Source organism: Deinococcus taeanensis, assembly GCF_020229735.1.
Lineage (GTDB): Bacteria > Deinococcota > Deinococci > Deinococcales > Deinococcaceae > Deinococcus > Deinococcus taeanensis.
The window spans coordinates 185,054-209,999 of record NZ_CP083459.1 but is presented as its reverse complement, the minus strand read 5'-3'; the positions used below and the strand labels follow the sequence as shown (position 1 = coordinate 209,999).

The following is a 24,946-nucleotide window of genomic DNA, read 5'->3' as shown; positions in this document are numbered from 1 at the left end:
GTATCGACGGGCGAGTGGTTTTCCGGGGATGACCGGCCATCTTGAGACGCTCTTTATCTTCGAGTTCAGTTCTGTGGTGTGCCGGCTGCGCTGCCTGTGCGGCTGGCGCCCTCGTTCCGTCACGGACTTGTCTAGACCGGAGGCCTGGAATCGCGCGGGCGAACTTGCGTTCAGGCGTCCAGCACGGCAATCCTAGGGCAGGAGCCCCCCGTGTCCCAGCTGCTGCGCGATCTGATCACCGATCCCCTTCTGCTTCTGACCCCTCTCGAGGTGCGGCCGACCGTGGAATGGGAGGAGCAGGAATGGTGCCCATCGTGCGAGCAGTACGTGCCGCTCCTGCTGCTCGATTGCTGCCTGGCCTGTCTCGAAGGGAACCTGGCTGAGGAGAGCGGTGCCCAACACAGCGCCGCGTGGTTGTAGTCCAACAGAACCCTGCGGGTGGGCTGCCTGCCGAAGTTCTTGCAGACCTGTCTCTCAATCGTCATTCCTGAGCGGATCCTGGGGCCCACACGCGTCAAGGCAGCCCTCGTCCTCGCCCTGGCGACGTGCGGGCGCTGGAGGTGGTAGCGAGGCGTATGTCCAGTACTCCAGGAGAAGCGGCGCTCCAGTCCTCTCACATCACCATCGACGGCGCTGCCAGGATGCCCCGGACGACCGCGCCTTGGGGCAGCTTCAGTGCCACGGACCAGCCACCCGGCTCGCGCGGGGGCCACAGATCGAAGCGGGCAGCAGCCCTTCAGGCCAGGGTATTCCTGAAGCCTCCCACCACAGGATGACCATCAGCCTCCATACCCGGGCGTGACTCAAGCAGGTCAGTCGCATAAGTCGCCCAGGTGCGGCACGGTCCGGGGGCACCGTCTGGCATGGTGAAGTGGTATGAGCTCACTCTCCGTCTACCCCGGGGCCCCCCGGACGCCCACCACCCGTGAGGTGCACACGCGCACCAGCTCGAAACTGTGGGCGCACTTGGACAGCCTCGGCATCCACGCGCGCCCGGACCTGCGGGTGCAGATGCTCTCGATCCCGGACCGTCAACCGTGGGCGGCGGACCTGGACGCCCTGTTCGAGTGGGACGAGTACCACTACCAATGGTGGGACGCCGAGGCGGACGAGAGCAGGATCATCGCGTCCTGCGGCACCATGAACCCCGAGTGGGGTGAGGATCCCGCGACGCATGGCCTGCCGTTCACGCTGGCGCGCATCGACGACCCCGCCGTGGTTGAACAGGCCCGGGTCCGTGGCCGGTACTGGCGCATCCAGTACGTCGCGCCGCAACCCCCCCTCGCCCGGCTGGTGTACGGCTGCCTGGCGTCGGCCCTCGCGGAACTCACGTCCGGGGTACTGTTCACGACCGACCACGTCTGGGACCACGAGCGCTTCCCCGCGCGACCCGCCGCGTTCGACCAGTGGTACCTGCGCCCGGACCAGACGCAACAGGCGTTCCTCCGAACGAGGGCCCTGGAAACGCAGCGCGACCTGCGCGCGGCCTTCCAGGGCCAGGACTGACCCTGACGCGTGACCGGACACCCGTGACAGCCGTGCCTGTGCCGCCGTCGCGGCGCTCCCTATCCTGCGGGCGATGACCATCTGGGCATGGGGCAGTGGCCGGGCGCTCGCCAGTTCGGCGCAGCTGCGCTGCATTGAGGACACCACCGGTCAGCGGTTTCCGACCGATGACCTGACCGTACTTGAGTCGGATCTGGCAACTGAACTTCGGTGAGACCGGGGTCTCGCAGGAGGGTTACGGACAGATGACGTTGTCTAAGGGCGGCAGGAATGGTGGTCCGCGCGTGACGGTGGACGTTCGAGATTCGGGCGTGCAGGGCCAGGAATTCTTGAGTTCATTTCCGTCATTTGACGTCTTCAGGTGGGGTTGGACGGCGCCGGATCGCCTGAGCCAGTCTGCAAAAACACCTTCAACACGCCTTATGAAAAATTTCGACGTTCTGCCGACCCTAGAAGCGGACGCCCGCCTGAACCTGATTCCTCCGGTGTTTCAAGCGTGACCCGTTTTTGAGGACCGGACTCCTTCCGAGCCTGCCGTTTTCAGACCGCCCAACACGCAAACGTTCATGCACTCTTCATAGGAGCCGATGTGCGCACACATCGCGACCATTTAGCCGGTACGCTGCCCCCGTCGGCCCAACTTCTCTTCATCCTGCACTCGGGGGTTCACCCCAGGGGGTCCCATGACGCTGCCCCGACTTCTTCCCATGTCCCTCTCCCTCAGCCTCCTGCTCGCCGCCTGCAGTCAGACCCCCACCCAGCCGACCCCAGCGCTCAGCGCCACCCAGCCCGCGCTGTCACCCGCTCAGAGCCGGACCAACGAGGCGCTGCGCACGTTCGCTCAGCAGCTCGCGCGTTCCATGACGGACCCGGGCGTCCGCACCCTCATCGCACAGCAAACCGCCCGGCAGTTCGACGGCGACACGGAAGCCCTCTACAGCACCCTGGCCCCCATGGCGGCCGGCACCCAGTCCTTCGCGCAGGCCCTGAGTGGCGGCATCGGCGCCCAGAGTCTGCATGACCTCACGGCCCGCGTCCCCAACCTTCAGGTCGCGGTCCGGGGCGCCGCCTGGGACCCCGCCCGCACGGTGCCCTGGGTGGCCGTCGCTCAGGAAGGCGGAGACGAGTTCGCTGCAGTGACCGCCTACGACGCTCAGGGGAACGCCCATGTGCTCGACGGCCGGACCGCTCCAGACCGGCCGGTCGTGGTGGTGGGTGTCAATGAGCGCGTGGATGCCAGCGGCCAGGTCGTGCAGTCCGCGCCTGTCCCGGCGGCCACGCTGGCCGCGCAGGGCTGCTACCAGGTCAAGCTTGTGCGCGTCGACCTATACAACGACATGGAACCCTGGACGAAAGGCAAAGCGGAAATCTGGGTGGCGGTCAAGGGCTCCGGCATCGGCTGGCACGGCCAGCTCACCATGATCACCGAGCCCGGCGATTACCTGGACGCCATCCAGGTGTTCGGCTGCACTGATAGTGACGTCCGCTTCTACTGGTACGAGAAAGATGGCACCAACCTCGACTTCGAAATCTCAGTCGACGGGTACGGCTTCGGCATCAAGATCGACGACAGCAACGACTTCCTGGGCAGCACCACCATGCGCAAGGCCCTGTTTGAAGGGACCACAGTGAACAAGGTGAACCTCGGGAACCTCTCCCAGTACACCCACTGACCTGGACAAGGCAGGGGCGGGTACCAGACGCCCCTGCCCCTGCCTGGACGGCCCCTCGAACAAGGCCTGAGGGTGCACCCGGCCGGGCCAGCGGGATCAGCGGGATCCGCATCTTCTTCGGCGATTGAGCCGGGCAGGCGTGGAGACGTGCGGCCGCCGCAGGCGGTACCGTGAGGGATGCCCAGTGCTCCAGGAGAAGCGGCGCCCCAGTTCACTCACGTCACCATCGACGGTATCGAGGGGGCCTTCGCGCGGGTGGAACTCGCGGACGGCACCCTGGCGGACTGGCGACTCGAAGAGCTGCCCGTCGGGGTGAAAGAAGGCGACGTGCTTGAAGTCCGCCTGCGGGGCGGTGAGCGGCACGTGCGCGTGGATCGCGGGGAAACGCGGCGCCGCAAGGCGAGTGCCCGGCAGGCTCTCACCGCCCTGAATGAGGGCGCTCCGACCGGGGAGATCGACCTGTGAGGCGTCTGCTGGTGGTCCTGGTGTTGAGCGCGGGTCTGGCGGGGGCGCAGGCGGCCCCCTTGGGTGTCCTGACCATCCGCTTCCTCGATGTGGGTCAGGGCGACGCGGTGCTGATCACCAGTCCGGAAGGCAAGAGCGTCCTGTATGACGGTGGGCGCAGTGAAGCCCGGGTGCGCGAGCTGCTGGGCCAGTACAACGTGAAGAGCCTTGATCTGGTCGCGGCCAGTCATGGGGACGCGGATCACATCACGGGTTTGGTGCCCGCGGTGCAGCTGTTCAAGCCGAAGTTCTTCCTGAACAACGGGCTCGCGCCCACCACGCAGATCTGGAAGAAACTCGTGGCGGCGGCCAGTGCGGCTGGCACGCAGGGTCTCCTGGCCAAAGCGCAGGTGATCAACCTGGGCAGCGTGAAACTCACCGTGATCCCGCCGCCCCCTGGGATGAAAGACCAGAACACGAACAGCATCGGCCTGCTCGTGTAGTACGGGTCCTTCCGCGCGCTGATGACGGGGGACAGCGAGACGCCTGAAACCACAGCCTGGCTCAAGACCCTGCCCGCGTCCCTCCTGGGCCCTACCGATGTCTACAAGAGCATTCATCACGGGGCGAAGAACGGGGACTCCGCCCGCTGGCTGGCGGCGGTGCGGCCGAAGAACGTCGTGATCGGGGTGGGACCGAACAATTATGGCCATCCGACCGCGGAGGCGCTCGCGCTGTACAAGAAGGTGGGGGCGGCCATCTACCGCACGGACCTGAACGGCACGGTGACGGTGACGGTGCAGAAGTCCGGGCAGTTCGCCATCACCACCCAGAACGGCACCGGCGTTAAGGGGACGGCGACTGCGCCTCGCACCGCCCCGCCGCGCCCGGCACCCGTGCCGGTGCCGGCGGCGCCCGCCCCTGTCTCTTATGCGAACTGCGCGGCGGTGCGCGCGGCCGGGAAGGCGCCGCTCCTGCGCGGTCAGCCCGGCTACGCGCCGAAACTCGACCGGGATGGCGACGGGGTGGCCTGCGAGTGAGGCACGTCCTTACGTCTCGCTGACCTGGTGAACGGCGTCGCGTCCTCAGGTGCGGAGCGGACCGCCCCCCTGGGCCAAATGACCTGTCGCGCCGGACCGGATGACGGATGCGGGGCGGGCCCGGCCTACGGAGACTGAGGCATGTCCCGATCGACCTATCACCGAACCTCCGTGTGTGTGGCGCACCGCCTGGTCAGCCGTGCCGACGGCGCGCACTGCCCGGCGTGCGGGCGACCGATGGTGGTTCTCGGCACCCGGTGGCGCGTGCCAAAAAAATCAGATGACCGGGGGTGGGCTCAGTTAAACCGCCTGCTTCAGCGTCCGTCGCCCATCTTCGCGGCGCATCGCCTAACCGGCCGGGTCCCCGTGCCGCCTGGTCAGGAAAGCGAGTACCGGCCAACCTACCGGCTGCGCCGGATCGTGCGTCGGCCCGGCGCGTAGGTCAGGCTGTGCGGTTATCCCGGATGTTCGGGAGGTGATGATGCTCAAGGACACTCAGAAGATGACCAGGGACCTGCTGCAGGGCGTGGATAGACGCGGGTCTCCACCACGGTGCGCTCTTGCCTCATCCATGGCAGGGTGAGGTGATGGCCACGACCTTCGACGTTTACCCGGCACATGTGGAACCGCCGACCACGCGGGAGGTCCTGACGCTGGGCGCCGTGAAGCTCTGGCGGTACCTCGCCAGCATCGATCTTGATGCGGCGCCCCGGGTTCGCGTGGAGTTGTGGCCACGCGGTCGCGACGCACCACAGCCGCTCGTGCTGGATGCGCCGTTCGCCTGGCCGGTTGACCATGCCATGTGCTTCACGGTGGAGGGCATTGAGGGCGGCACGAGTGCCCATTGCAAGGTGCTGGAGACAGAGTGGGAGGTTGAACCGGGGACGCACGGCCTCCCGTTCAACCGGACGCAATTCAATGACCCAGCTGTATTTGAGGCCGCCAGGTTAAGTGGGCGCTGGTGGTATTTCCGGCGGTCTGCGGGGCAGCCAGCCGTGGTGAACGTGCTGTATGGCTGCCTGGCGTCGGCGCTTGCGGAGCTGACGGACGGCGTGGTGTATTCGGAGGACCACGCCTGGGATTACGAACGTTTCCCGGCGCGCTCAGCGGACTTCGACACCTGGTTCATGCGGCCGGAGTACGCGATGAGCGAGGAATTCCGCACGTGGGCCAGCCAGATTCAGGCCGGAGTCATCAGAGAGCTGCGGCGGTAGGTCTGGATGGTCTCACCTGCTGTGGGCCATCAACTCCCGGGCCATCGCCTGCACGGCCTGATGGACCTGTCCCTGCGGCACGCCGGTGAGTGTTACGTCTATGAGCGCACTCAGGAAGGCGTGATGCGCCGGTTCCTGCTCGGCCTGTGGGCTCCAGGTGCGGAACGGCGTCACCTGCCCCCCAGTGGTGATGGACCCCAGGATCGTGGTGCCGTCTAAGCCGTAGCCCAGCTGCTCGGCTCGGATGGCCGGCACGAGGGCGGCGGCCGTCTCCTGCAAGATCAGGAGGGCCTCCTCTGCCAGATTCGCCCGGACGGACCAGGACATCAATTCCGTGTCGACGCGAACGGGGACGGGCCAGCGGGGCACCTGAACCCGGCCCTGCGCATCCGGACCGGAAAAGGGCTCCGTGGCCACGGCAGTGAGCAGCGGTGTGGCCGACCGCTCCACTGTGATCATGAGGGGCAGGTCCCAACTGGGCAGGAAGCACGCCTGATAGACCGCCAAGGGTTGGTCCTGCCATCGTCCCAACAGTGGACCTTGCGCCAGCGTGGCCAGCACGCCTGCTTCGCGGTCCGGCCAGCTGGGCCCCTGTGGCCGGTTCAGTTCCAGGGGTGGGATGCCCTGGCGCGCCACGGCGTCCCTCACGGCCTGCCGAGCGTCTGTGAGTGTCAGGTTGAAGACGTTGGCCACGGCGCGGATGAGCAGCACCTGCCCCACCTGGGCCTGAGCGAGTGTCCAGATGGCCTCATCCGCACACCCACACTGCTGCGTGGCGGCCTGGAGTTGCTGTTCGAGATCAGGCACGGGCGGTGACCAAATGACAGATCATTAGGGCTCGTCCTTGCGGTGCTTGTCGACGACTTTGCCGGCGAGTCGGAGGGCGCGCCTATACGCCTGATCGTTGGAGAAGCCGCTCCCTGTCATGCGGGCGGGGTGGTCGCGCAGGCTGGCGCGGCGCAGGGCGCTGAGGGGGATGTGGGGGATCTCGGCGACCTTGCAGGCTTTCCAGAGTTGCGTGCGGAGGTCCTCGGGGGTGATGGGGAAGATGGGGAGAGCATTTTCGGTGGCGTAGAGGGGCCCGCCGGCTTCTTTGAGGAGGGGTTCGAGGGCGCGCTGGGCAGGTTCGGAGAGGATTGTCACGGTGCGGGCGCGGAGGAGCTCTCCGGTACTGGGTTCGTACCGGGACCATTTCAACCCAAGGAGTTCCCTGACTTGGAAGGCGTGTTCGTGGATGAGGGTGAGGGCGGCGAAGAGTTCAGGAGTGCTGGCTTTCGCGGTCTTGAGGAGCTGCTCGATGTCTTCGCGTTCTGGGACGGGGTCGCTGGCGTGTTCGGTGCCGGGGTTGGGGTAGCCGGTCATGGGGTTGGTGGTCAGCACCCCTTCGGTGATCAGTGCCTCGTAGAGGACGCGGAGGGTGACGACGCGGGCGGTGAGGGTGTTGATTTTGAGGGGACCGGGGCCGCGGTTGGGGGTGGCGAGTGGGCGTTGGAGCCAGGTGTGGAAGTGCGCTGGGGGCTGGAGCAGGTCGATGTCGTCGGCTTGGGCGTGGATGAAGACCTGTCTGAGGTTGCTGTGGACTTGGATGAGGGGGCGGCTGAGGGCGTGGACGCCGAGGGTGGCGGCGATGGTGTCGAGGTCGTAGTCGCGGAAGGCTTGGGTGAGTTTGAGGGCGCGTTCGTCGGCGGGGTGGAGGTGAGGTGACATGTATCACTAACTATATTGGACTGTATGAAGAGAAGCATTCAATCCCCGCCCCGCTCGAGCTTGCTTCTCCACGTGATGGAGCGCGTGGGCAGTCTGATCCCTTCCGTTTGGGTGCCCGTAGAGACGAGTACCGGTGCTGCAGCAGTGGCCTGAGCGTTATGTCTTTCCAATTTCACGAAGCAGAGAAGTCAGGCGGGGGCAGTTCATTAAGCAAAAGCACATGCGCAAGCACAGGGGGAAGGGTGGGACGCGGGATGCAGTGGTGAAAGGAGGGGGATTGAGAGGCGTCTTCCCCGACGCTGCTTGAACTGGCAGGAACCCAGGTCGACCTCAACGACCAGCTGGAGACACCTGACGGAGCTGAAGCAACGGGCTGAGCGGTGCCCGCCGGTGCTTGATCCAGGAGGTGCGGCACAAGAGGGCGCACCAGGCAAGAGCAGGCGCAGGGGAAAGATGGTGGGGAGGGAAGGAGAAAGGGAGTGGGGGGAGATAGGAAGGTGGGAGGGTGATGACGCTTCCCCTATATAATCCCATATATAAATGGTGGACTGGAGAAAACCCCACCCACCTCGTCACCGCCGACGCCGCTCCGCCCGCGACAACCTCGGCACAGGCTGATCCTCCTCCCCAAACAGCACCTCGAAGAGGACCTCCCCGGACAATTCCTCCAGATCCGGACCCGCCGGTGGCCGCACCTCGACCCCCTGCCCCGCCAACCACGACACGTCCAACCGCCAATGCTGACCGCTGCGCCGCTCAAATGTCGCAAACGCCGCCTGCACATGACCATGCGCCTCCCGCCGCGACCAATTGTTCACCCGCATCAGGTGCCGCCCCGCCTCCTCCTGCCGCCCCACCGTCCGCGCATACCCAAAATGCACCACCAGGTGACACAGGGGACAGAGAGCGATCAACCCGCTCAGCGTCTGCGTCCCCGCCACCTCGTCATAGACCCAGCGTTCATGACACTCCACCGGGTGCGCCTCGCCCCGCCCGCCGCACACCTCACAGCGGTACCGCGCCGCCCGGTACGTCTGCCGCCGCAAACGGTCCCAGTCCGCAGGCGCCAGCAGCGACCGCAGGTTCTCAAACCACGACGTTGCCGGCACCAACTCCACCACCAGCCGAGGCGCGGTCATGCGCGGCACCCGAGGACACCAACAGAACATGGGAGCGAACGAGTCATCCCCCCAGTGTCCCCCGCGCCCGGGTGGCCGAACGTGCAGCGGGGGGGAATGTCCACAACAAAAACATGTGCCCCAAGAGGGGCACATGCATCAACTTGGTCGGTCAAGTCGCGCCCACCACGGGCTGGAGCTGATCGCCCAGCACGCGAACACGATCATGGGGTTCCCGGCTCGTGATGAGGACACCGCACAGACCAGGACGCTCAAGCACGCCCGCGCCGGCCAGCTGATGGACCGGTTGATGGACGGCCGTCCGCTCACAGCGCTCCGGCGCGGGTTGCCACGATCCAACCGGGCGGTGTAGCGTGCACCTCAAGGCTGCCGCTCCGGCCCCTCGCGCCCACACGGGCATGGTGAACGCGGCGCAGGAACCCCCCCGCCCCGACTCTCGAGACTGGCAACGCGGCTCGGGAACGCGAGGATCCTGGCAGGTGGTCGGCGTCCGGAACTGGCCGGTCGCCAGGGCTGAACGAATCACCGCGTTGGCGCTAGCCGCGACAAAGCAGGCTTTGGTCCACGCTATGGCCTGCTGCTCTGCTGGATCACCGGGTGTGAGCAGGGCGGGCACCGTGATGTCGCTGCCCAGCGTGTTCTGGCGGTCCAGGTGGGGAGCTTCAGTGTTGTGCGGACAATGCGCAGGATCTTGGCCTGCGTGGCGGCGCCGAGTTCGGGCGTCTCCACGAACGTGCGGAAGTCGTACAGGGGCACCAAGACTGGGCGCGTGCTGAACCGAGACGCTATCTCCGATTCCCCTCCCAGTATCCGGAATACGTGTAGCAGTCCACTAGGGCGTGCCAGGACGAAGGCGAGGGGTGGAGCAACAGATCCAGCGGATGAACACCGGCCTCGGCCGTATTGCATCGTTGGGCGATGTCGCGCGCATCTCAGGTCCACTACACTCCACACACGCCCAGAATGACTCTGGGGTCATGCGCACACGAGCCTTGAGCCTGGAGAGGTCTGGAAGATATGAAGGACGAGAAATTCAATGGCATGCAAGCGTTGTGGAATGATCGCATCCTGAACATCATCGGCGTTGACCAAAGCATGGACGCGCTTGAATTCCGCGGTGGCCGTTGCCAATTCTTTCGTACACCGGACGTTGCTGAGTTTGCGTATAAACATACCTTGTTCGCGCCTCTTGAGCAGGATGTGCTGGAGGCTATCTCCCAAGATCGGAGGGCGCTCATCCCCCAGGATGTCTGGGCGCTATATGCAGTCGTAAACGGCTTCCATATGTACAATGCTTCGCTTCATTTCTACGGCATCTCCAATCCGAAGTACACCCATCAGCCATTCACGTTGGATTCTCCGAATGGCCACGATGCGCCACGGGGCTTGCGGGACGACCAGTTCGCCTTCATGACCGTGCACACGTCCAGCAACAGCAGTGGGACCTTCTACACTCAGAGTGGCGAGCGGAGGGTCTACCTGTGTTTCGATGGGCACTCGACTGAGCCGATCGCCTCATGGGAGAACCTGGAACAGGCATTGCTTTCGGTGATCACCCACGCGGAGGTCTACCTCAGTCCCCTCGCGCAGGACAGAGGCGTCGATTACAGTGCGTTCATCCGCGCCCTTTCGTCTTAACCCCGAACCCCCGACCGATGCCGGATCCATGGCGCAGGACGCACCGCCCACCCCCACCCGGTCGCCTGTTGCGATGACGTTGTACATCCCTGGCCGCTCGCTGCCTGCTGACTCCACCGCGACGCAGGAGCGTACGCTGTACCACGGAGCTTCGACGCGCAGGTCACCGCCTGGAAGGAGCAACTGAACACAAAAACGGACATGCTGGTGCGCCACCTGGACAGCCTCGGGTACACCAGGGTCCTCACCTGGCCGCTCCCCGAGTACCACTGCGTCCTGGCCAAAGTGTCGATTGGCGACGTGCCCCCCATCACCCTGTTCGTGTTCACCGAAGGCGTGACGTACCGGCCTGCGTCCGAAGAGGCGGCCAGGATCCTGCACGCCGACCTTCAGGACGCTGCCCAGCACGTCCGGCGAACCGTACCGCAGATGGACGGCCTGCCGTTCGATGTCCTGCAGTCCCTTGCGGGCGCGCCCCTGCAACCGTACGAACAGGTCGTCCCCCCGTACGCGACGGACGAGCTCGCCGCCGCTGCCGTCCGCGACATCCGGGGACTCATTGAGCAAAGTCAGAACGGTGATCCAGCCGACTGAGGCGCCCCCCGCCGGCTGGGGCGGCGTTCGTGGCCGCGTGCCGCGCCGCGCGGGTCGAGCCCCTCCAGGTCTGACGGGACGGAGACCGGGCGTCAGTTGCCGTACTGGCAGCGGCTGCGCCCCGCGGGCCACGCCAGCATGACCCCGGCGCTGGGTTTGGTCGTCTCGGGGGTCGGGCCCACTTCGTAGGAGCGCCCGTCCGCGTAGCCGATCTTGACCTTCTGCGTGACCTGCGAGTGCCAGGTGTCCTCCTGCCAGCGGTTCAGGCCGCTCAGCGCCGCGAAGTGCACGGGGGCCACGTCGAGGTAGCACGCGCGCAGGTACGCTTGCGCCACCCGGATCAGGGCCTGCTGGTTCGCGGGCGTGGCGTCGGGGCTGTCCACCCACAGGGTCAGCTGATCGATGTTCGTGTTCGCCGGGGGCTCGCTGCCCGCCAACGCGATGACGTACACCGTGATCCGCTCGCTGCCCACGCGCAGGGTCACGGTGTGGGTGTGGATGGTCTGCGCGGCGGGGTCGTTGGTCGTGACACTCAGCACACCCGGCACCCAGTGCAGCGGCTGCGCGCTGCTGATGGGCTCCAGTCCCCCGGCGGCCGCGGTGCTCAGGGCGAGGAGGGACAGGAGGGCGGGCCGGGGGCGGGTCATGGGTGGAGTCTAGAGGCGCGAGCGCCCGGAAGCGTGCTCATGTGCCGTGGACGGGAGGGGCATGACGCACCCGGCACCCTCGCCTCCGCCTGCTGCGTCACCCGGCGAGGAGCGCCGCGTCGAGCCAGGTCAGGTTCACGAACCCAGCGGCGAGGCGGGCATGGACGTCCCGCTGCGCGGCCCGGTACCGGGCGGGCGTCCAGTCGCCCGTGAACACCGGCAGGGGGGCGGGCAGGGAGGTCATGATCTGCACCGCGGCCAGATCGGTGCCGTACGCGTCCGTGAGGCACCGGCAGAGGTCCGTCAGGCCTTGCGGCACAGCGTCTCAGCCCGGTGGAACGATGACCAGCAGCGCCGTCGGGCGGGTAGGACGTGCTCCTGGGGGCCAGGAGGCTTCGCGAGGGCTGCGAAGGGAACGGTGCACAACCCAGAGAATGCGGGTGAGGTGCCCCTCAAAGTGCTGACGATGATCTCTCCGGCGAATGTCGAGGTGGAACTCGGTCGAGTTGGCGCCAGTGAAGGGTAAGTTGGCTCTGTTCACCCTGGAAAAGGTCCGCCGCCGCCTGCTCGGCTCACCGCGTCTGAACCGTGTCGTCGCCCGCCATGAGACCGGAATGGTGCCCCGGCGGCCTCCGGCAGAAACCGGGCGTCAGGAATGCATGGGGCGGCCGGGTCAGTGCACGAGGCGCTCGCTGCGGACGGCCACGCGCCGCAGCGCGACGGCGACCGCCCCCAGCAGGGACGCCGTGGTCAGGCCGCCGCCCAGGCCCAGGAAGGCCGCGGATTTCAGCGCGTGATACGCCGCCTGCACCGGCTCGTCCCGCACCGCGCAGAGCTGTTCGTACACATTGGCACTCAGCCCGGCGACGTCCGCATCGGCTTGACCGGCCATCAGGGCAATGTCCTGCGCGTGCCGGTCGAGCTGACCGGCGAACGCCAGGATCAGGTCCGGGTCCGTGGTGTCCCCGGTCGTCGGCGCGAACTCGATGCTCGCGATCATCTGCAGGGTCAGGGCGACGCACGTCTCGAACGTCTGCTGGTTGTGCGGGCTTGGGGTCCCGGACTGGGAGACAGCGGTCATACCTTCAGAGTATGGACGGCGCACCGGTGGTCGTGGGTCCGGCACGCCGGGTGTACGCCCGATTGTTGCGTCTGGCCCACGCCCTCAGCACCAGCCACGACGGCCCGGGCCCCTGGTCAACAACCAGCAGAACCCTCACACTGGGGACCATGAGTCCCCGCCGACGTCTGCCACCCGTACCGCAGTACCGCGGCGACGCCCGCCCCGCACACCTCCTCACCACCGAGGAACTCGCCGCGCTGCACCTCAAACCCGCGCGCGCCACCCCGGACGCCGTCTGGCTGTACGAACGCGGCCAGGTCAGCGGCATGAGCGCCCTGTTCGACCGGACCGCCGCAGTGCCGGCCGACCAGCCACCCACCTGACGCCAGGGCCTCCAGGGCTGTGACCGTCACGGCGGCCAGCAGCGCTCGGGACGTATGGTGTTCGACGGTCCACTGCACCGGATCATGGCCGACCAAAAAGAGGCCCAGAGGCGTACCTCTGGGCCTCGCGCGTCCGGTGGGGTTAGAGGCTGCCCTTGAGGGTCGTGGCGACCTTGAAGGCGACCTTCTTCCCGGCGGGAATCTGGATCTTCTCGCTGGTGCCGGGCCGCACGCCGGTCCGCGCCGCCGTGGCTTTCACGCTCAGGGTGCCCAGGCCGGGCAGGCCCACGCTCTGACCGCCCTTGATGGCTTCGACCATGACGTCCAACACCGCGCTGACGGCTTCTTCGCTCTGCTTCTTGCTCAGGCCGGTCTTGTCAGCGATCACGTCGACGAGCTGGGTCTTGCCGACCTTGTTGCTCTCGGCCTTGGGCGCGGCTTTCGCGGCCGGAGCAGCCTTGGCGGCGGGCTTCTTGGCGGGGGCTTTCGCAGACTTTTTCGTCATGCCGGGAGTTTGACGGCACGCCCGCACAATTGCAAGGCGCGCGAAGCCTCAGCAACGCGGCCCCGCCCACGCGCTCTGTCCTTTCCAGGTAGGCTGAGTCGCATGGGCGTCCCCGAGTTCGTGCAGGCCCTGACTTCACATGCGCCTCCCCTGGCGGCGCCACTCCGTGGCCCTGCCCCTCCAGCAGATGTGGAGACACTGCAGCGCCAGCTGAACGTCCCACTGCCCCCCGCGGTACGTGACATGTACGCCACCGCCGACGGCCAGGACGGCATCGTCCCCGGCGTGCTGTTCGGGCTCACCTGGCTTCCTGCGCGGCGCGCCGCGCAGGAACACGCCACCTGGATGGATCTCGCCCAGGCGGACGCCAGCCTCAGCAGTGACCCCACCGGGGCGATCGAGGCCGTCACCTTCCACCGGGGGTGGCTGCCGCTCGCCACGGACGGCGGCGGGAACGGCCTCGCCGTTGACCTCGCGCCGGGCGAAACAGGCACGTCCGGGCAGGTGATCACCTACGGCCCGGACGAGACCACACGGCTCGTGGTTGCCCCCAGCGTGAGTGCGCTGTTCCACTGGGCCGCGCAGGCCGTCAAGGGGGGGGAGATGCAGGTCCGAGGTGACGACGTGACGTACCGGGGTGAGGGGTCGTTCCTGGACGCCCTGCGGGACATGCCGCGGCCCCTCGAGTAACGGGGGCGCCCTGCGATGCGGGTTGCTTACACGCAGCCTTTACTGATCAGCCAGTTCACGATCTGCTGCCGTGAGGTCGTGCCGTTCGGCCCGCCGTACGGCACGTTGTCGAACGTCCGCGTTATCACCTCGCCGTTGAGTTTGAGTTCCAGTGTCCAGGTGCTCGGCGTGTTCGTGCTGAGGTTCAGGTACGTGACCCGCGCAAGGTACGTCAGGCTGCTTCTGGTGAGCGGCGTGCACTTCGCGGTCTGGTTTTCAATCTGTGCGTAGTTGCCGCGGTTGAAGTTCTGCTCCTGCGGGACCATGTTCGCCCGCCGGCCCCACCCGCCGAGCTGACTGTCCACGAGGTGACCGCCGTCATAGCCGTCAGGGTTGTCCAGGTTGCCGGGCGGGGCAGGGGGCGTCTTGGGCATGGGGGCCACCTGAAACCCGGACCTCCGGGTGAACGCGGTGGAAAGCAGCGGACGGCGCCCTGAATTGTCCGGCACGCGCGGCGCTCCGCACGGTGGTGGAGCTTCCACTGCGCCTGAACCGTCAGGCCCCCGGCCATGACGCCAGTCAGCCGGCCGCGTTCCCTGAGTCCGTCGTGGGTGGGCTGACATCGGCCAAGGACTGGGGCAGCGGCGCGGCGGGGATGGCCGGAGGTGGGTGAGGGCTAACTACCAGTCAAAACTCGGCATGAGGGCCTGTCGTGCGCGCCAGGACGAAGGCGACGGGTGGAGCAGGAGATCCTGCAAATGATCGAAGCCCAGTCGGAACACGGACACCGCACGGTGTCCGTGTTTCTTGCGTTTCACAGGCTGCTTGGCGGCCAAGATCTGGCCTGTGACGCCGGCCCAGATGAAAGCAGCCGACACACAGATGAGCAAGGTCGAGACACGTTCTGCCTGAGTCAGACCCGTATCGTCCAGGTTAAATCCTCTGGTTTTATTGGTACTCCGTTGACTGGCAGGAATCTGATGGATGTGGATGAAGCCCGTGTTTCTGGGGTCAGCGCGAGACGTCAAGAGTGGAAATCTGCTGTGTTCTTCGCAAGCACTTCCAGACTCAACGGAGTACCAATAAGCCCGCAAGCGCTGAAGGCTTCGCAGGTTGGTGGTCGGCTGAACCTGGGCTGCCCTGTCTACAGCGGACGACTGCGCGGACCGCAGGTGACCAGCCAGGCGCCCTGCTCCGGGATGTAGAACGTGGCGTCGAACGGACGCAGGCCAAGTGCTCCGCTGTAGGCGACGAGGTGCTCGAAGGTGAAGCGGCGCTTGAGCCGCCGGGAGCGGTACGCCGCGAGGTCCTCGAAGGGCAGGGGCGTTCCCGTCCGCCAGAACCGCCACCAGCCCCGGGTGTTGCGCAGCCCGACCGAGCGGCCTGTGCTGGGCCCGGTCTCTTCCTCTGGCTCAAAGGTCCGGAACTGCAGGAGGTCCTCTTCCCCATCCGGCAGGGGACCGGCACTCACCTGGGCTGCACGGACACCGAGGACCCTGGCCAGCGGCGGCGCGATCGAATCGACGTTCGCGCCCAGGGGGTAGTTGTTGAAGTACGCCGTCCAGCGACCCGTCGTGGGCACAAACAGGTGGCGGCGGGCGTCGAACCGCACAGGAGGCAGATGACCGAGTGCCCGCTCGAGAGGCGCCGCGAGACGTGCGCTGTTGCAGGTCTGTCCGGTCTCGGCGCGCCAGGTGATGAAGCCCTCGGCCGCGACCTGGGCTGGACACTCGAGGAACAAGAGGTGGGTGGTCAGGGGCGACAGACTCCCATCAAACAACAGCTGTTCCGGCCGGACGAGCGGTGGGGCTGGGCTCATGAACCGGGCTGCAGGCCGTCCCGGTAGTCCTGCACGGTCTGGCCGGCGGCAGCGTTCGGATGGACCTGCAGCAGACGCCGCCAGGTCCCGATCTCTTGGTCATCGAGCAGCACCATCGGCTTGGGGAGAAAGGCTAGGAAAACGTCCTCCAGCCCGACTTCACGTGCGCTTTCCCGCGCGTACGCCGCGCCACCGGACGACCAGCAATACAGCGCTGCACCCTGCTCATGCAGTTCCCGAACGTGGCGGATCGTCGCGGGCATGGGAATGCGCGCCCGCCCGTGGTTCCGAACGAGGGTCTCATCGACATCGACGTACACCACCAGCGGCACTCCAGCACTCATAGGGTCAGTGTAAGCGGCCCTGGTCAAGGGACCCCACCATCTCCATCGGGTCGTGGAGCCTGCCCCGCACGCGCAGGCGTTGCTTTCCCAACGCAAGTCTCCGCCGCCACGGGACAGGCGATGCGGCACCGGAAGGGTCCGCCAGCCTCCCCTCGCAGAAACGACTGGTCGTCACCTTGCGCCGTGGGATAGCGTCGGGAGCGTGACTGTGCCGACGTCGCTCCTTCCCCCGATCTTTGCCCGTCTTGGTCAGTCCCGGACGGTGCTTCTGGCGGGGGCTGGTGGCGGCTTTGACCTGTTCTGTGGGCTTCCGCTGTATTTCGCCCTGAAGGCCATGGGCAAGCGCGTCATTCTCGCCAATCTGTCGTTCACCAGCCTGGACCTCACGAACGCCCGGTCCTTGAGGGACGCCCTGTACGAGGTTCGTGCAGACACCAGAGCGACCCTTCGGTACTTCCCTGAGCTGCACCTCGCCCGGTGGCTCGAGGCTCAGGGTGACGCCCAGCCCATCTACGCTTTCTCCCGGACCGGCGTTCGACCCCTCCGTCAGGCCTACGAGCACCTCATCGACACATTCGGGATCGACACGGTGCTGCTGGTCGACGGCGGGACGGACAGCCTGATGCGGGGGGACGAGGCGGGACTGGGCACGCCCGAAGAAGACGCGGTGACTCTCGCGGCGGTGCAGGCCCTGAGGGGTGTCGAGCAGAAGCTGCTGCTCTGCCTGGGCTTCGGCGTAGACGCCTTTCATGGCGTGGCGCACGCGCAGTACCTCGAAGCCGTCGCGGACCTGACCCAGCAGGGCCAGTACCTCGGCACGTGGAGTCTCACCCCCGACATGCCAGAGGTGCAGCGGTACCGTGAAGCGCTGACGTTCGTGCACGAACACATGCCGGACTTCCCGAGCATCGTGTCGTCTTCTGTGCTGGACGCCATTGACGGGCAGTTCGGGGATTACCACAGCACCATGGGGACCCGGGGCAGCTCGCTGTTCATCAATCCTTTGATGGGGCTGTACTGGGCCTTCAAGGCCGAGGGTGTCGCGGCGCGGAATCTCTATCTGGACCAGCTCCTTGAAACGTCCGCCATCGGCGAGGTGACCCGGGTGATCGAAGCGTTCCGCACTACGTGTCCTTCCATCAGGCCATGGACGAGCCTCCCGCACTGAACGGATATGGGGCCACCTGCCCACCAGGCGGTCCGCTGCGGCCAGGGCGTTCCCCGCCTCGCCGTGCTGGCCGCGCTGCGCGTACGCGACCGCTTGGTGCAGCAGCATCGGCACGTTCACCGCTGCCGGAACGGGCGAGGTCAGGTTCTTCCAAAGCGCCACCGGGGTCAACAGCGGCCCGAACGGCACGCCCCACCAGCCGAACAGGCCCGCTTTGACGGACGCGAGCGCCAGCAGCCGGGTGCCGCACGCAGGACACACCAGGTAGGGCGTGTGCCCGTGACGCGTGAACAGCAACGCGCTCCACACCCAGTGCACCACGATCACCCGCAAGTGCGGGGACGCCTGGACGCATCGCTCGCACGTCAGGACCGGCAGGAACTCCGGGGGAACAGGGTCGCCCGCCGGGACGTCACGGTGCCACGCGTCGTACCGGGCGCGCCCGTCCGGATCGCCCAGCACCCGGTACGCCTGGTGCACCGCCTGGAAGTGCGCGTTGGCGTCCGGCGAGGCGTTCCGGTCGGGGTGGACCGCCTTGATCCGCGCGCGGTACGCACCCTGCAGGGCCGCCGCATCGGCGTCCGGGGACACGCCCAGCGCCGCGTAGAACCCAAGTCAGTCCCGGTCAGCGCTCACCGCGGACCATCCCGGCGGGAGTCAGGGACGGCAGGACGGGTCGGTGCATGCCCTGACGGTACGGAAGCGGCCCTAACCGGAACGTCACGGCCACGTCTGATGCGCCGAGCGGTGACCAGGTGGCTTCACCAAAGCCCACCAGAAATTCAGCCGGATCGTGTCATCGTCAAGGATATGGGCTGTGACTTGCACGAACATTTTGAGGTCCGGACGGACGAGGGCTGGAAAAGGATTCAAGTGCTCCCGGACCTGAACTGGGACACCGCAACCCCAGAAGAGGAGGAAGCCTACTGGAGCCTCCCGCTGTGTATTGGTCGCGATTACGACCTGTTTGCGATTCTCGCTGGTGTGCGGAATCGACTGAACGTGCGCCCGATCGTGGCGTGTCGAGGCATTCCAGAGGACGCGAGTGTTGAGGTTCGCGAAGCGTGGACTCAAGCCAAGCACGCCCCAGAGGTCCACAGCCCGTCCTGGCTTTCCTTGGAGGAGCTGTCGAGCTTCGAGTGGGACCAACCCCTCGTTCACCTTGACTCCGCAGTTGCGCAGGACGCACGGTGGGCTCGGCGAGAGATTGTCACCTACCGGGATGCCGTGTCAGATACGAACTTTGTGGCTCAAGGCCTGGCCAAGCTCCAAACATTGGTGGATGATCCGCGCAAGTTGCGAATGGTGTTTTGGTTTGACAGCTGAAATGCCTGATGCCCCGAACAATTCTGAACTGGATAGAGTTTGGTGGAGGGTAAGTTCAGTGTGATCCACACTGGAGGACAGAATGTCCGTACCCAAGCAGAAATTCACCGCTGAGTTCAAACAAGAAGCCGTCCGGCTGGTCCGCACGACCGGAAAGAGTTGCGCCCAGATTGCCCGTGACCTTGGCGTTCCCCCTCACTACGTGGTCCGGTGGAAGCAGCAGCAGGACACCCAGACGGCCGCTGGCCGCCCAGCCTTCACCGGGCGGGGAATCCCCGCCCTTTCACCACAGGAGGCTCGACTCAAGGAACTGGAGCGGGAACTGGAAATTGCACGACAGGAACGGGATATTCTGAAAAAAGCACTGGCCTTCTTCGCGAAGCAGCCCTGATCTTCAAATTCATCGAGGGGCACCAGAACGAGTTCCCAGTGGAACTGATGTGCCGGGTTCTCGAGGTGGGCATCAGCGGGTACTACGCTTCGCGGGGAAGGCCGGAGAGCAAGAGGATCACAAAAGACCGCGTGCTGATCGAGAAAATCAGGACCAGCTTCGAGGAAAGCCGGGGAACATACGGGGCGCTGCGCATCCAAGCCGACCTGAAGGCACAGGGAGAGCAGGTCAGTCGTCAGCGGATCAGGCGGCTCATGCGACAAGCCCTGCTTGTCGCACGTGGGAAACGGAAGTTCCGTACGACGACCAAAACGAAATCTTCGCGTCCAGTCGCAGAAAACATTCTTGATCGGGCATTCACTGCGGATGCCCCGAACCAGAAGTGGGTCACGGATATGACGTACCTACCCACCCGTGATGGCTGGTTGTACTTGGCAACGGTCATGGACCTGTACTCGAGGAAAATTGTCGGCTGGGCGCTGAATGAGCGACTTCAGACGCCGCTGGTCACAGCGGCGTTGGAGATGGCCGTAGCGCGTCGGAAACCACCAGGCGGACTCCTGCATCACTCGGATCGAGGGAGCCAGTATACGAGCGATGTGTACCAGCAGGCGCTGGACAGACTGCAGGCCGTTCAGAGTATGAGCGAGGCGGGGGATTGTTGGGATAATGCTGTCCAGGAAAGCTTTTTTGCGACATTGAAGACGGAGATGGGGCTTGGTGAAGCGCAGTGGGACCGTGCCCAGACACGGACAGAGGTGTTCGAGTGGATTGAAGTGTTCTATAACCGTCGCCGTCGTCACTCGTCGTTGGGGTATCAGTCACCGACGGCCTTCGAGGAGCAGGCTTACATCCTGAACTGAGGCTCCACCAAACCCTTGACAGATCATTCCTCCCCCTTGACCGACACGCCGTAATCGGCACGGTTCGGCACCGCGAGCCTGAGGCCACTGCCCTTCAGGTCAGGTCCCTCTGGGTTCAGTCGTCCCACAGCGTCATCAAAACCGCCGTGAATCGCGCGTCGTCTTCCGCGGTGCTCGGCAGGCCTGTTTGCCGAACGCGCGGGGCAACGCAGCGGCCCCGTCTGGGCGTTCCTGGTCCGTCACCACCACCCAGCCGACAGGCCGACCCCGGACGTGCAGGTAACCCCACCCGGCATCTCCCGATCAAAAGAACGTGCAGTACGAAGCCCACGGTGCCGTTCCCGGCACCCCTTCACGGGTCAAGGTGTAGTTCAGATCGTAGTACCCCGCGCCCGAACTCTGCGTGCGCTCGAACTTCAGCTGCACGGGCCCAAACACGGCGCTCCCTTTGGCCATCCCACCGGCCGACACGGTGCTGTGCACCCAGGCGCGGAGGGCAGGCACACGCTCAGAACGCATGCCGAAACAGCGCTGCGCCACCTGTGCGAACAGCTGCTCGACCACCTGGCCGGACGCGGCGTTCAGCGTGGGCGTATCTGCGCCTGGCGGCTGAACGTAGACGGTGACGCTCCGCACGCGGGCCACCTCATGGGCGGTGAGGCGCAACTCGTAGCCGAGATCGAAGGTGCCGGCCGGGAGGCGGTACTGATAACCACCGTAGGCCTGGTTGGCCCCGTAATTCGCGGCACGTGTGATCACGCGCGCCCCGGGGAAGAGGGTGTCAAACGGGGCAGGAACCGCACTGGCGACACCGCTCAACGCAATCAGGAAAGGAAGGAGGATTCGTTTCACCGTCAAGACTCCTGGCACTGGAAAGGGGGCGGTCGGGGGACCTGGGGCCTAAGAAGCAAAGGGAAGGCGACGTCCATCATGCGGCACGGCGCCCTTTGGCGGTGCTGGAGTTGCACGCGCCGGCATGCTGCTGCAGGTCGATCCGGCCGGGGTGAACCAATGGCTTTTACCAGTGGCGCCGCTTCCTCAGTGACCGGTCCGTTCACCGCCGCCGGTTGGGCCTGAAGTCCACCAGTGGGAACGGCAACAGCGGCATCACTGGGGCCTCGGTACGCCCAGGAAAACGTGGCGAGCTGGGACGGCCAGGCGGTGCGGCATCCTGACGGTTGGCCATCGCCTGCAGGCGTTTCCAGAGCCAGCCCTCGTACACCGCGTCCAGGCACAGCGGGCCAGTGTGGCCGCTCCGGCAAACCACCACATAATGCCCGCCGCGCTTCTGACGAGCGAGGGCCGGCAGCCCCTGGGGGGTGTGGCAGACCAGCGCCGGGGCCCTGCGCCCGTCCGGCACGTTGTACGGCCGCAGGGTGAACTGCTCCGGGACGTCCGGCACGCCCTCAAAAAACTGGAGGACCAGCGTGCTGCCGGGGTGACCGCGCGCTACGCCGATCACTTCCCCGTCCCCCGTCACAGCGAGGTACGCCGCGTGGGGATACGGATCATCGGGCGGGGCAGGGGGCGTCTTGGGCATGGGGGCACCTGAAACCCGGACCTCCGGGTGAACGCGGTGGAACGGCGGCGGACGGCGCCCTGAATTGTCCAGCATGCGCGGCGCTCCGCACGGTGGTGGAGCTTCCACTGCGCCTGAACCGTCAGGTCCCCGGCCATGACGCCAGTCAGCTGGCCGCGTTCCCTGAGTCCGTTCTGGGTGGGCTGACATCGGCCTAAGGACTGGGGCAGCGGCGCGGCGGGAATAGCCGGAGGTGGATTGCAGAACCTTCAGGGCCACTCAACAGGCCCTACCCTGTGGACATGCCTGAGCTTCTGTCCGACCTCACGCTTTCCCCTGCGCGGCCGGCCCTGGAGGGTCACGCCGGGGCCTACGGCATTCGCGGTGCGGGGCGGCATATGCTCACGCCCAGCAGTTGGACCGTGACCCTCACGCACGCGGGGCGCGACGTTGCCTGCGTCACGCAGCACCAGAGCGAAATCGACGTGCGCTTCTTCCACGCCCAGGACGAGGCGGCGTTCCTGACCGCCATTGCCACCCTCAAAAACCGCGACCAGAGCCCCATGACCTTCGATGCCGCCGTGATGGAACTGCTGCTCACTCGCATCGCGGACGTCGACGGCGGCGTCCTGATCGGGCGAGCGCCGAACGGCACCTGGCGGGCGCAACCGCACGTCCAGCCGTCTGCGGCGCTGCTGCACGCCGAGGTCCTGAGGGACCTGCGCGAGGAGGGGATGACCGAGCTGTACATTCCGGGTGAAGGATGGCGCGCCTTCCAGGTGCGGGTGGTGAGCGACGGCCCCGTGCCGCTCAAGGACGCCTGCGCGCAGGCCATGCACCTGCTGGACGTCAGCGGCGGGGATCAGGTCGAGCTGTTCGAGAGTCAGCAGAACGCGATGTTTGAACTGGGCGCTCTGACCCGCACGGTCCTGGAGGGCGACCCTCCGGAGGTGGAGGAGCTCGGCCACTGCGTGATGGTATGCGTGGCCCTCCTGGCCGCCCTGGGCACCACGCTCCCGGCCACCCGCGCCGGCAGGCTCGGCAAACGGGCTCAGCAGGCCCTGGAGGACGCCGTGGAGGCCCTGTACCCGGGCGTGAGCGCGACCCTCGACGACTTGGCTCGCCCCGAGACGGACACCTGCGTGCATCATGACCTGCTTGACGCCCTGGCCAGACTGCAGATCATGATGGGCGTACCGTCCTGGAGCACAGCTGAGGAGCGCGAGGCGGTGCAGCGCGAGTTGCTGCGCCCGCTCGTGAGCGTCCTGCGGGTGCTTCAGGGCGTCGCCGGGATGGATCTGGGCACGCACCTGCGCCTGAGCACCCCCGCCTGAGCCAGGCCTCACACCAGGCGGAACAGCGGCACCGCGACGTCCCGGCCCTGCGGGTCGAGGAGGGCGCTGACACTCACGCCCAGCAGCCGCACGGCGCGGCCGCCGATCAGGTCCGCGGTGAGGAGGCGCCGCGCGACCCGTTCGATCTCTTCCGGCGCCTGCACGGGGGCGGGGAGGCGTTGCTGACGGGTGAGCAGCTCGAAGTTGGCGAACTTCACTTTTACGGCCACCACCCGGCCAGCCAGGCCATGCCGGGTGAGGTGGCGGCTGGTGCGTTCACTGAGGCCCGGGAGTTTGGCCAGCATCTCAGGGAGGGTCCGCAGGTCCGTGTCGTACGTGTCCTCGGTGCCGACACTCTTGCGGTCGTCACTCGGGTCCACGGGGCGCTCGTCGATGCCGCGGGCAATCGCGTACATGTGCGCCCCGTGACTGCCGAACGCGGACGTGAGTTCCGGCAGGGACCGGGCGCGCAGGTCCGCCCCCGTCTTGATGCCCATGCGTTCCAGCTTCCCGGCCGTGACGGGTCCGATCCCGTAGAAGTCTCCCACTGACAGCCGGGCCAGCAGGGCGTCAGCCTGCTCCGGAAGGATCACTGTGAGGCCGTCGGGCTTGTTCATGCCGGACCCGAGCTTGGCCAGCAGTTTGTTGTACGAGACGCCGGCGGAGACCGTGAGGCCCCCGGTCCGTTCCCGGACCAGGCGGCGGATCTCCTGAGCAATCAGGGTGGCGCTGGGCGGGCCCCGCTTGGAGGTGGTGACGTCCAGATAGGCCTCATCCAGGCTCAGCGGTTCGACCAGGTCAGTGAACTCGTGAAAGACCCCCTGAATGATCCGGCTGGCTTCGCGGTAGGCGTCCATGCGGGGTTCAATCACGATCAGGTGCGGGCAGCGCGCCAGGGCGGTTCGTAAGGGCAACGCGCTGCGCACCCCGTACTGCCGCGCTTCATAGGTCGCAGTGGTGACCACGCTGCGGGGGCCGTGGTACGCGACCGCGACCGCCTTACCGCGCAGACTCGGGTCATCCCGCAGTTCCACGCTGGCGAAAAAAGCGTCCGCGTCCACATGCACCACCTTGCGCATCCCTCTCAGACTACGGACGCGCCGCCGCGCAGACCGTGAGGTCAGGTGAACTCAGGCCGGAACGCCGGGTTCACCCACCAGATCCACGGCGAGTTCAGTAAGCAGCGTCGCAAACGGCTCGTGTGCCGTCAGCACGACCGGCAGCCGCTCGTACAGGCCGGGCGTGTCGTCCTCGCCAAGAGAAAAAAGGCGACCCCGGAGGTCGCCTTGATTTCTCTACCATAGCGCGGTATTCACGGGCGGTCAACCGTATCCAGTTAGATGTTCTGGGAGCTGAGACTGTCGGTTAGGCTTTTGATCACCGCGCGCCCGGCCTTGCTGTCGGTGGTGTACGTGTAGTGATGGAACGGCTCTTCCGGGGTGATGGTCAGGTGCGAGATGGCCTTGAACGACTCACTGCCCCGCGTGAACACGACGTCGCAGGTCACGATGGTGGTGTCCCCCAGGGTGGACTGGTGGGTGCTGGTGTTCGCCGTCCACCACCCGAGGCCCTTGTCCCCCACTTCGTGGTAGCAGGGGGTGAGCATCGGTGCGGTCTCCAGGTCCCCGTCGAGGTGTGGGGCGCGCAGCCGGAGGGGGTGCAGCGCGTGGATGGCCAGGTGCACCGCGGCGCTCGAGAGCGTGGCCCACTGGCCCTGCAGTTCGACTTCCAGTTCGTTGAGGGAACGGCGGACGTTCAGCACGGTGTGGTACCGGTCGGACCAGGTGGACCCCAGCGTGACCAGCCGGCCGATGCCGCCTTGCATGGCGACCGCCGCACTCAGCCCGGGCACGCGGTAGACCTGGCCGTCGTGGGGCTCGTCGGGAATCAGGTTCAGTGGCGCGAGCAGGGTGGGGTTGAAGTTCTCAAAGATGGTCATTGGTTCTCCTGAAGCAGGGTA

31 protein-coding genes and 3 pseudogenes are annotated in these 24,946 nt (G+C 66.3%); 18 read left to right on the top strand and 16 right to left on the bottom strand.

Annotation, left to right across the window (positions count from 1 at the left end):
- The first annotated feature begins 210 nt into the window (after positions 1–210).
- From LAJ19_RS20475 to LAJ19_RS20440, 9 genes are all read left to right on the top strand, one after another.
- On the top strand, positions 211–420 hold the full coding sequence (locus LAJ19_RS20475; RefSeq protein WP_225524412.1) for a hypothetical protein: 210 nt from the start codon (positions 211–213) through the stop codon (positions 418–420).
- A gap of 456 nt (positions 421–876) precedes the next feature.
- The gene (locus tag LAJ19_RS20470) at positions 877–1,506 is read left to right on the top strand and encodes a hypothetical protein (protein ID WP_225524411.1); all 630 of its coding nucleotides are present in this window, start codon (positions 877–879) and stop codon (positions 1,504–1,506) included.
- A 73-nt stretch (positions 1,507–1,579) separates the two neighbouring features.
- Complete coding sequence (locus tag LAJ19_RS20465) at positions 1,580–1,720, top strand: hypothetical protein (RefSeq protein ID WP_225524409.1); 141 nt, start codon at positions 1,580–1,582, stop codon at positions 1,718–1,720.
- Positions 1,721–1,751: 31 nt separating this feature from the next.
- Positions 1,752–2,006: a hypothetical protein gene (locus tag LAJ19_RS22230; RefSeq protein ID WP_432804264.1), complete on the top strand. Its 255-nt coding sequence runs from the start codon at positions 1,752–1,754 to the stop codon at positions 2,004–2,006.
- A 183-nt stretch (positions 2,007–2,189) separates the two neighbouring features.
- Complete coding sequence (locus tag LAJ19_RS20455) at positions 2,190–3,179, top strand: DUF3103 family protein (RefSeq protein ID WP_225524407.1); 990 nt, start codon at positions 2,190–2,192, stop codon at positions 3,177–3,179.
- Positions 3,180–3,356: 177 nt separating this feature from the next.
- Positions 3,357–3,644, top strand: coding sequence for a DUF3006 domain-containing protein (locus LAJ19_RS20450; protein WP_225524406.1), 288 nt, complete (start codon positions 3,357–3,359; stop codon positions 3,642–3,644).
- Positions 3,641–4,126 (top strand): ComEC/Rec2 family competence protein, encoded by a 486-nt coding sequence (locus tag LAJ19_RS21985; RefSeq protein WP_349774863.1) that lies wholly within the window; start codon positions 3,641–3,643, stop codon positions 4,124–4,126. Before LAJ19_RS20450 ends, LAJ19_RS21985 begins: the two co-directional genes overlap by 4 nt.
- 21 nt (positions 4,127–4,147) lie before the next feature.
- The gene (locus LAJ19_RS21980; RefSeq protein ID WP_349774862.1) at positions 4,148–4,663 is read left to right on the top strand and encodes an excalibur calcium-binding domain-containing protein; all 516 of its coding nucleotides are present in this window, start codon (positions 4,148–4,150) and stop codon (positions 4,661–4,663) included.
- A 560-nt stretch (positions 4,664–5,223) separates the two neighbouring features.
- Positions 5,224–5,877, top strand: coding sequence for a hypothetical protein (locus LAJ19_RS20440; protein WP_225524405.1), 654 nt, complete (start codon positions 5,224–5,226; stop codon positions 5,875–5,877).
- Positions 5,878–5,889: 12 nt separating this feature from the next.
- On the opposite strand, the gene LAJ19_RS20435 is transcribed toward LAJ19_RS20440, so the two are convergent.
- The 3 genes from LAJ19_RS20435 to LAJ19_RS20425 all read right to left on the bottom strand — a co-directional run bounded on the left by LAJ19_RS20435 (position 5,890) and on the right by LAJ19_RS20425 (position 8,723).
- Complete coding sequence (locus tag LAJ19_RS20435; RefSeq protein ID WP_225524403.1) at positions 5,890–6,684, bottom strand: hypothetical protein; 795 nt, start codon at positions 6,682–6,684, stop codon at positions 5,890–5,892.
- 24 nt (positions 6,685–6,708) lie between these two features.
- The gene (locus LAJ19_RS20430; RefSeq protein ID WP_225524402.1) at positions 6,709–7,584 is read right to left on the bottom strand and encodes a hypothetical protein; all 876 of its coding nucleotides are present in this window, start codon (positions 7,582–7,584) and stop codon (positions 6,709–6,711) included.
- 572 nt (positions 7,585–8,156) lie between these two features.
- Positions 8,157–8,723 carry a hypothetical protein gene (locus LAJ19_RS20425; RefSeq protein WP_225524842.1) on the bottom strand — a complete coding sequence of 189 codons (567 nt, stop codon included), beginning with the start codon at positions 8,721–8,723 and terminating at the stop codon, positions 8,157–8,159.
- A gap of 133 nt (positions 8,724–8,856) precedes the next feature.
- Here LAJ19_RS20425 and LAJ19_RS20420 point away from each other — a divergent pair, with 133 nt between their 5' ends.
- From LAJ19_RS20420 to LAJ19_RS20410, 3 genes are all read left to right on the top strand, one after another.
- The gene (locus tag LAJ19_RS20420; RefSeq protein ID WP_225524841.1) at positions 8,857–9,075 is read left to right on the top strand and encodes a hypothetical protein; all 219 of its coding nucleotides are present in this window, start codon (positions 8,857–8,859) and stop codon (positions 9,073–9,075) included.
- Positions 9,076–9,740: 665 nt separating this feature from the next.
- Positions 9,741–10,361 carry a hypothetical protein gene (locus LAJ19_RS20415; protein ID WP_225524401.1) on the top strand — a complete coding sequence of 207 codons (621 nt, stop codon included), beginning with the start codon at positions 9,741–9,743 and terminating at the stop codon, positions 10,359–10,361.
- A gap of 201 nt (positions 10,362–10,562) precedes the next feature.
- Entirely contained in the window at positions 10,563–10,955 is a 393-nt protein-coding gene (locus LAJ19_RS20410) for a hypothetical protein (RefSeq protein ID WP_225524395.1), read from the top strand.
- Between the two features lie 92 nt (positions 10,956–11,047).
- On the opposite strand, the gene LAJ19_RS20405 is transcribed toward LAJ19_RS20410, so the two are convergent.
- The 3 genes from LAJ19_RS20405 to LAJ19_RS20395 form a co-directional block, all read right to left on the bottom strand.
- On the bottom strand, positions 11,048–11,602 hold the full coding sequence (locus LAJ19_RS20405) for a hypothetical protein (RefSeq protein WP_225524394.1): 555 nt from the start codon (positions 11,600–11,602) through the stop codon (positions 11,048–11,050).
- Between the two features lie 97 nt (positions 11,603–11,699).
- Complete coding sequence (locus LAJ19_RS20400) at positions 11,700–11,921, bottom strand: hypothetical protein (RefSeq protein ID WP_225524393.1); 222 nt, start codon at positions 11,919–11,921, stop codon at positions 11,700–11,702.
- Positions 11,922–12,275: 354 nt separating this feature from the next.
- The gene (locus tag LAJ19_RS20395) at positions 12,276–12,683 is read right to left on the bottom strand and encodes a hypothetical protein (RefSeq protein ID WP_225524391.1); all 408 of its coding nucleotides are present in this window, start codon (positions 12,681–12,683) and stop codon (positions 12,276–12,278) included.
- 149 nt (positions 12,684–12,832) lie between these two features.
- Between LAJ19_RS20395 and LAJ19_RS20390 the strand changes: the two genes are divergently transcribed.
- Positions 12,833–13,048, top strand: coding sequence for a hypothetical protein (locus tag LAJ19_RS20390; RefSeq protein WP_225524390.1), 216 nt, complete (start codon positions 12,833–12,835; stop codon positions 13,046–13,048).
- 142 nt (positions 13,049–13,190) lie between these two features.
- Here the strand turns inward: LAJ19_RS20390 and LAJ19_RS20385 are convergent, their stop codons facing one another.
- Complete coding sequence (locus tag LAJ19_RS20385) at positions 13,191–13,553, bottom strand: HU family DNA-binding protein (RefSeq protein ID WP_225524388.1); 363 nt, start codon at positions 13,551–13,553, stop codon at positions 13,191–13,193.
- Between the two features lie 102 nt (positions 13,554–13,655).
- Between LAJ19_RS20385 and LAJ19_RS20380 the strand changes: the two genes are divergently transcribed.
- Positions 13,656–14,243: an SMI1/KNR4 family protein gene (locus LAJ19_RS20380; protein ID WP_225524387.1), complete on the top strand. Its 588-nt coding sequence runs from the start codon at positions 13,656–13,658 to the stop codon at positions 14,241–14,243.
- A 26-nt stretch (positions 14,244–14,269) separates the two neighbouring features.
- Here the strand turns inward: LAJ19_RS20380 and LAJ19_RS20375 are convergent, their stop codons facing one another.
- The 4 genes and pseudogenes from LAJ19_RS20375 to LAJ19_RS20360 form a co-directional block, all read right to left on the bottom strand.
- On the bottom strand, positions 14,270–14,656 hold the full coding sequence (locus LAJ19_RS20375) for a DNA/RNA non-specific endonuclease (RefSeq protein ID WP_225524384.1): 387 nt from the start codon (positions 14,654–14,656) through the stop codon (positions 14,270–14,272).
- Positions 14,657–14,902: 246 nt separating this feature from the next.
- Positions 14,903–15,181: pseudogene (locus tag LAJ19_RS20370) on the bottom strand (IS4 family transposase); the annotation flags it as partial.
- Between the two features lie 185 nt (positions 15,182–15,366).
- Positions 15,367–16,041 carry a hypothetical protein gene (locus tag LAJ19_RS20365; RefSeq protein WP_225524383.1) on the bottom strand — a complete coding sequence of 225 codons (675 nt, stop codon included), beginning with the start codon at positions 16,039–16,041 and terminating at the stop codon, positions 15,367–15,369.
- Positions 16,038–16,385: a DUF705 domain-containing protein gene (locus tag LAJ19_RS20360; RefSeq protein WP_225524382.1), complete on the bottom strand. Its 348-nt coding sequence runs from the start codon at positions 16,383–16,385 to the stop codon at positions 16,038–16,040. Before LAJ19_RS20360 ends, LAJ19_RS20365 begins: the two co-directional genes overlap by 4 nt.
- A gap of 202 nt (positions 16,386–16,587) precedes the next feature.
- Between LAJ19_RS20360 and LAJ19_RS20355 the strand changes: the two genes are divergently transcribed.
- Entirely contained in the window at positions 16,588–17,553 is a 966-nt protein-coding gene (locus LAJ19_RS20355) for a DUF1152 domain-containing protein (protein ID WP_349774867.1), read from the top strand.
- 486 nt (positions 17,554–18,039) lie between these two features.
- On the opposite strand, the pseudogene LAJ19_RS22225 reads toward LAJ19_RS20355, so the two are convergent.
- Positions 18,040–18,144, bottom strand: a pseudogene (locus LAJ19_RS22225) (hypothetical protein); the annotation flags it as partial.
- A gap of 156 nt (positions 18,145–18,300) precedes the next feature.
- Here LAJ19_RS22225 and LAJ19_RS20345 point away from each other — a divergent pair.
- Complete coding sequence (locus LAJ19_RS20345; protein ID WP_225524826.1) at positions 18,301–18,879, top strand: hypothetical protein; 579 nt, start codon at positions 18,301–18,303, stop codon at positions 18,877–18,879.
- An 82-nt stretch (positions 18,880–18,961) separates the two neighbouring features.
- Positions 18,962–20,133, top strand: a pseudogene (locus LAJ19_RS20335) (IS3 family transposase).
- Positions 20,134–20,436: 303 nt separating this feature from the next.
- Here the strand turns inward: LAJ19_RS20335 and LAJ19_RS20330 are convergent.
- Entirely contained in the window at positions 20,437–20,985 is a 549-nt protein-coding gene (locus tag LAJ19_RS20330) for a hypothetical protein (RefSeq protein ID WP_225524825.1), read from the bottom strand.
- 202 nt (positions 20,986–21,187) lie between these two features.
- On the bottom strand, positions 21,188–21,673 hold the full coding sequence (locus LAJ19_RS20325; RefSeq protein WP_225524824.1) for a hypothetical protein: 486 nt from the start codon (positions 21,671–21,673) through the stop codon (positions 21,188–21,190).
- 281 nt (positions 21,674–21,954) lie between these two features.
- Here LAJ19_RS20325 and LAJ19_RS20320 point away from each other — a divergent pair, with 281 nt between their 5' ends.
- Positions 21,955–22,986, top strand: a complete 1,032-nt coding sequence (locus LAJ19_RS20320) for a hypothetical protein (protein WP_225524823.1) — start codon at positions 21,955–21,957, stop codon at positions 22,984–22,986.
- 8 nt (positions 22,987–22,994) lie between these two features.
- Here the strand turns inward: LAJ19_RS20320 and dinB are convergent, their stop codons facing one another.
- Both dinB and LAJ19_RS20310 read right to left on the bottom strand, forming a co-directional pair.
- On the bottom strand, positions 22,995–24,065 hold the full coding sequence (gene dinB / locus LAJ19_RS20315; RefSeq protein ID WP_225524822.1) for a DNA polymerase IV: 1,071 nt from the start codon (positions 24,063–24,065) through the stop codon (positions 22,995–22,997).
- 257 nt (positions 24,066–24,322) lie between these two features.
- Positions 24,323–24,925 carry a hypothetical protein gene (locus LAJ19_RS20310; RefSeq protein WP_225524821.1) on the bottom strand — a complete coding sequence of 201 codons (603 nt, stop codon included), beginning with the start codon at positions 24,923–24,925 and terminating at the stop codon, positions 24,323–24,325.
- Positions 24,926–24,946 lie beyond the last annotated feature (21 nt).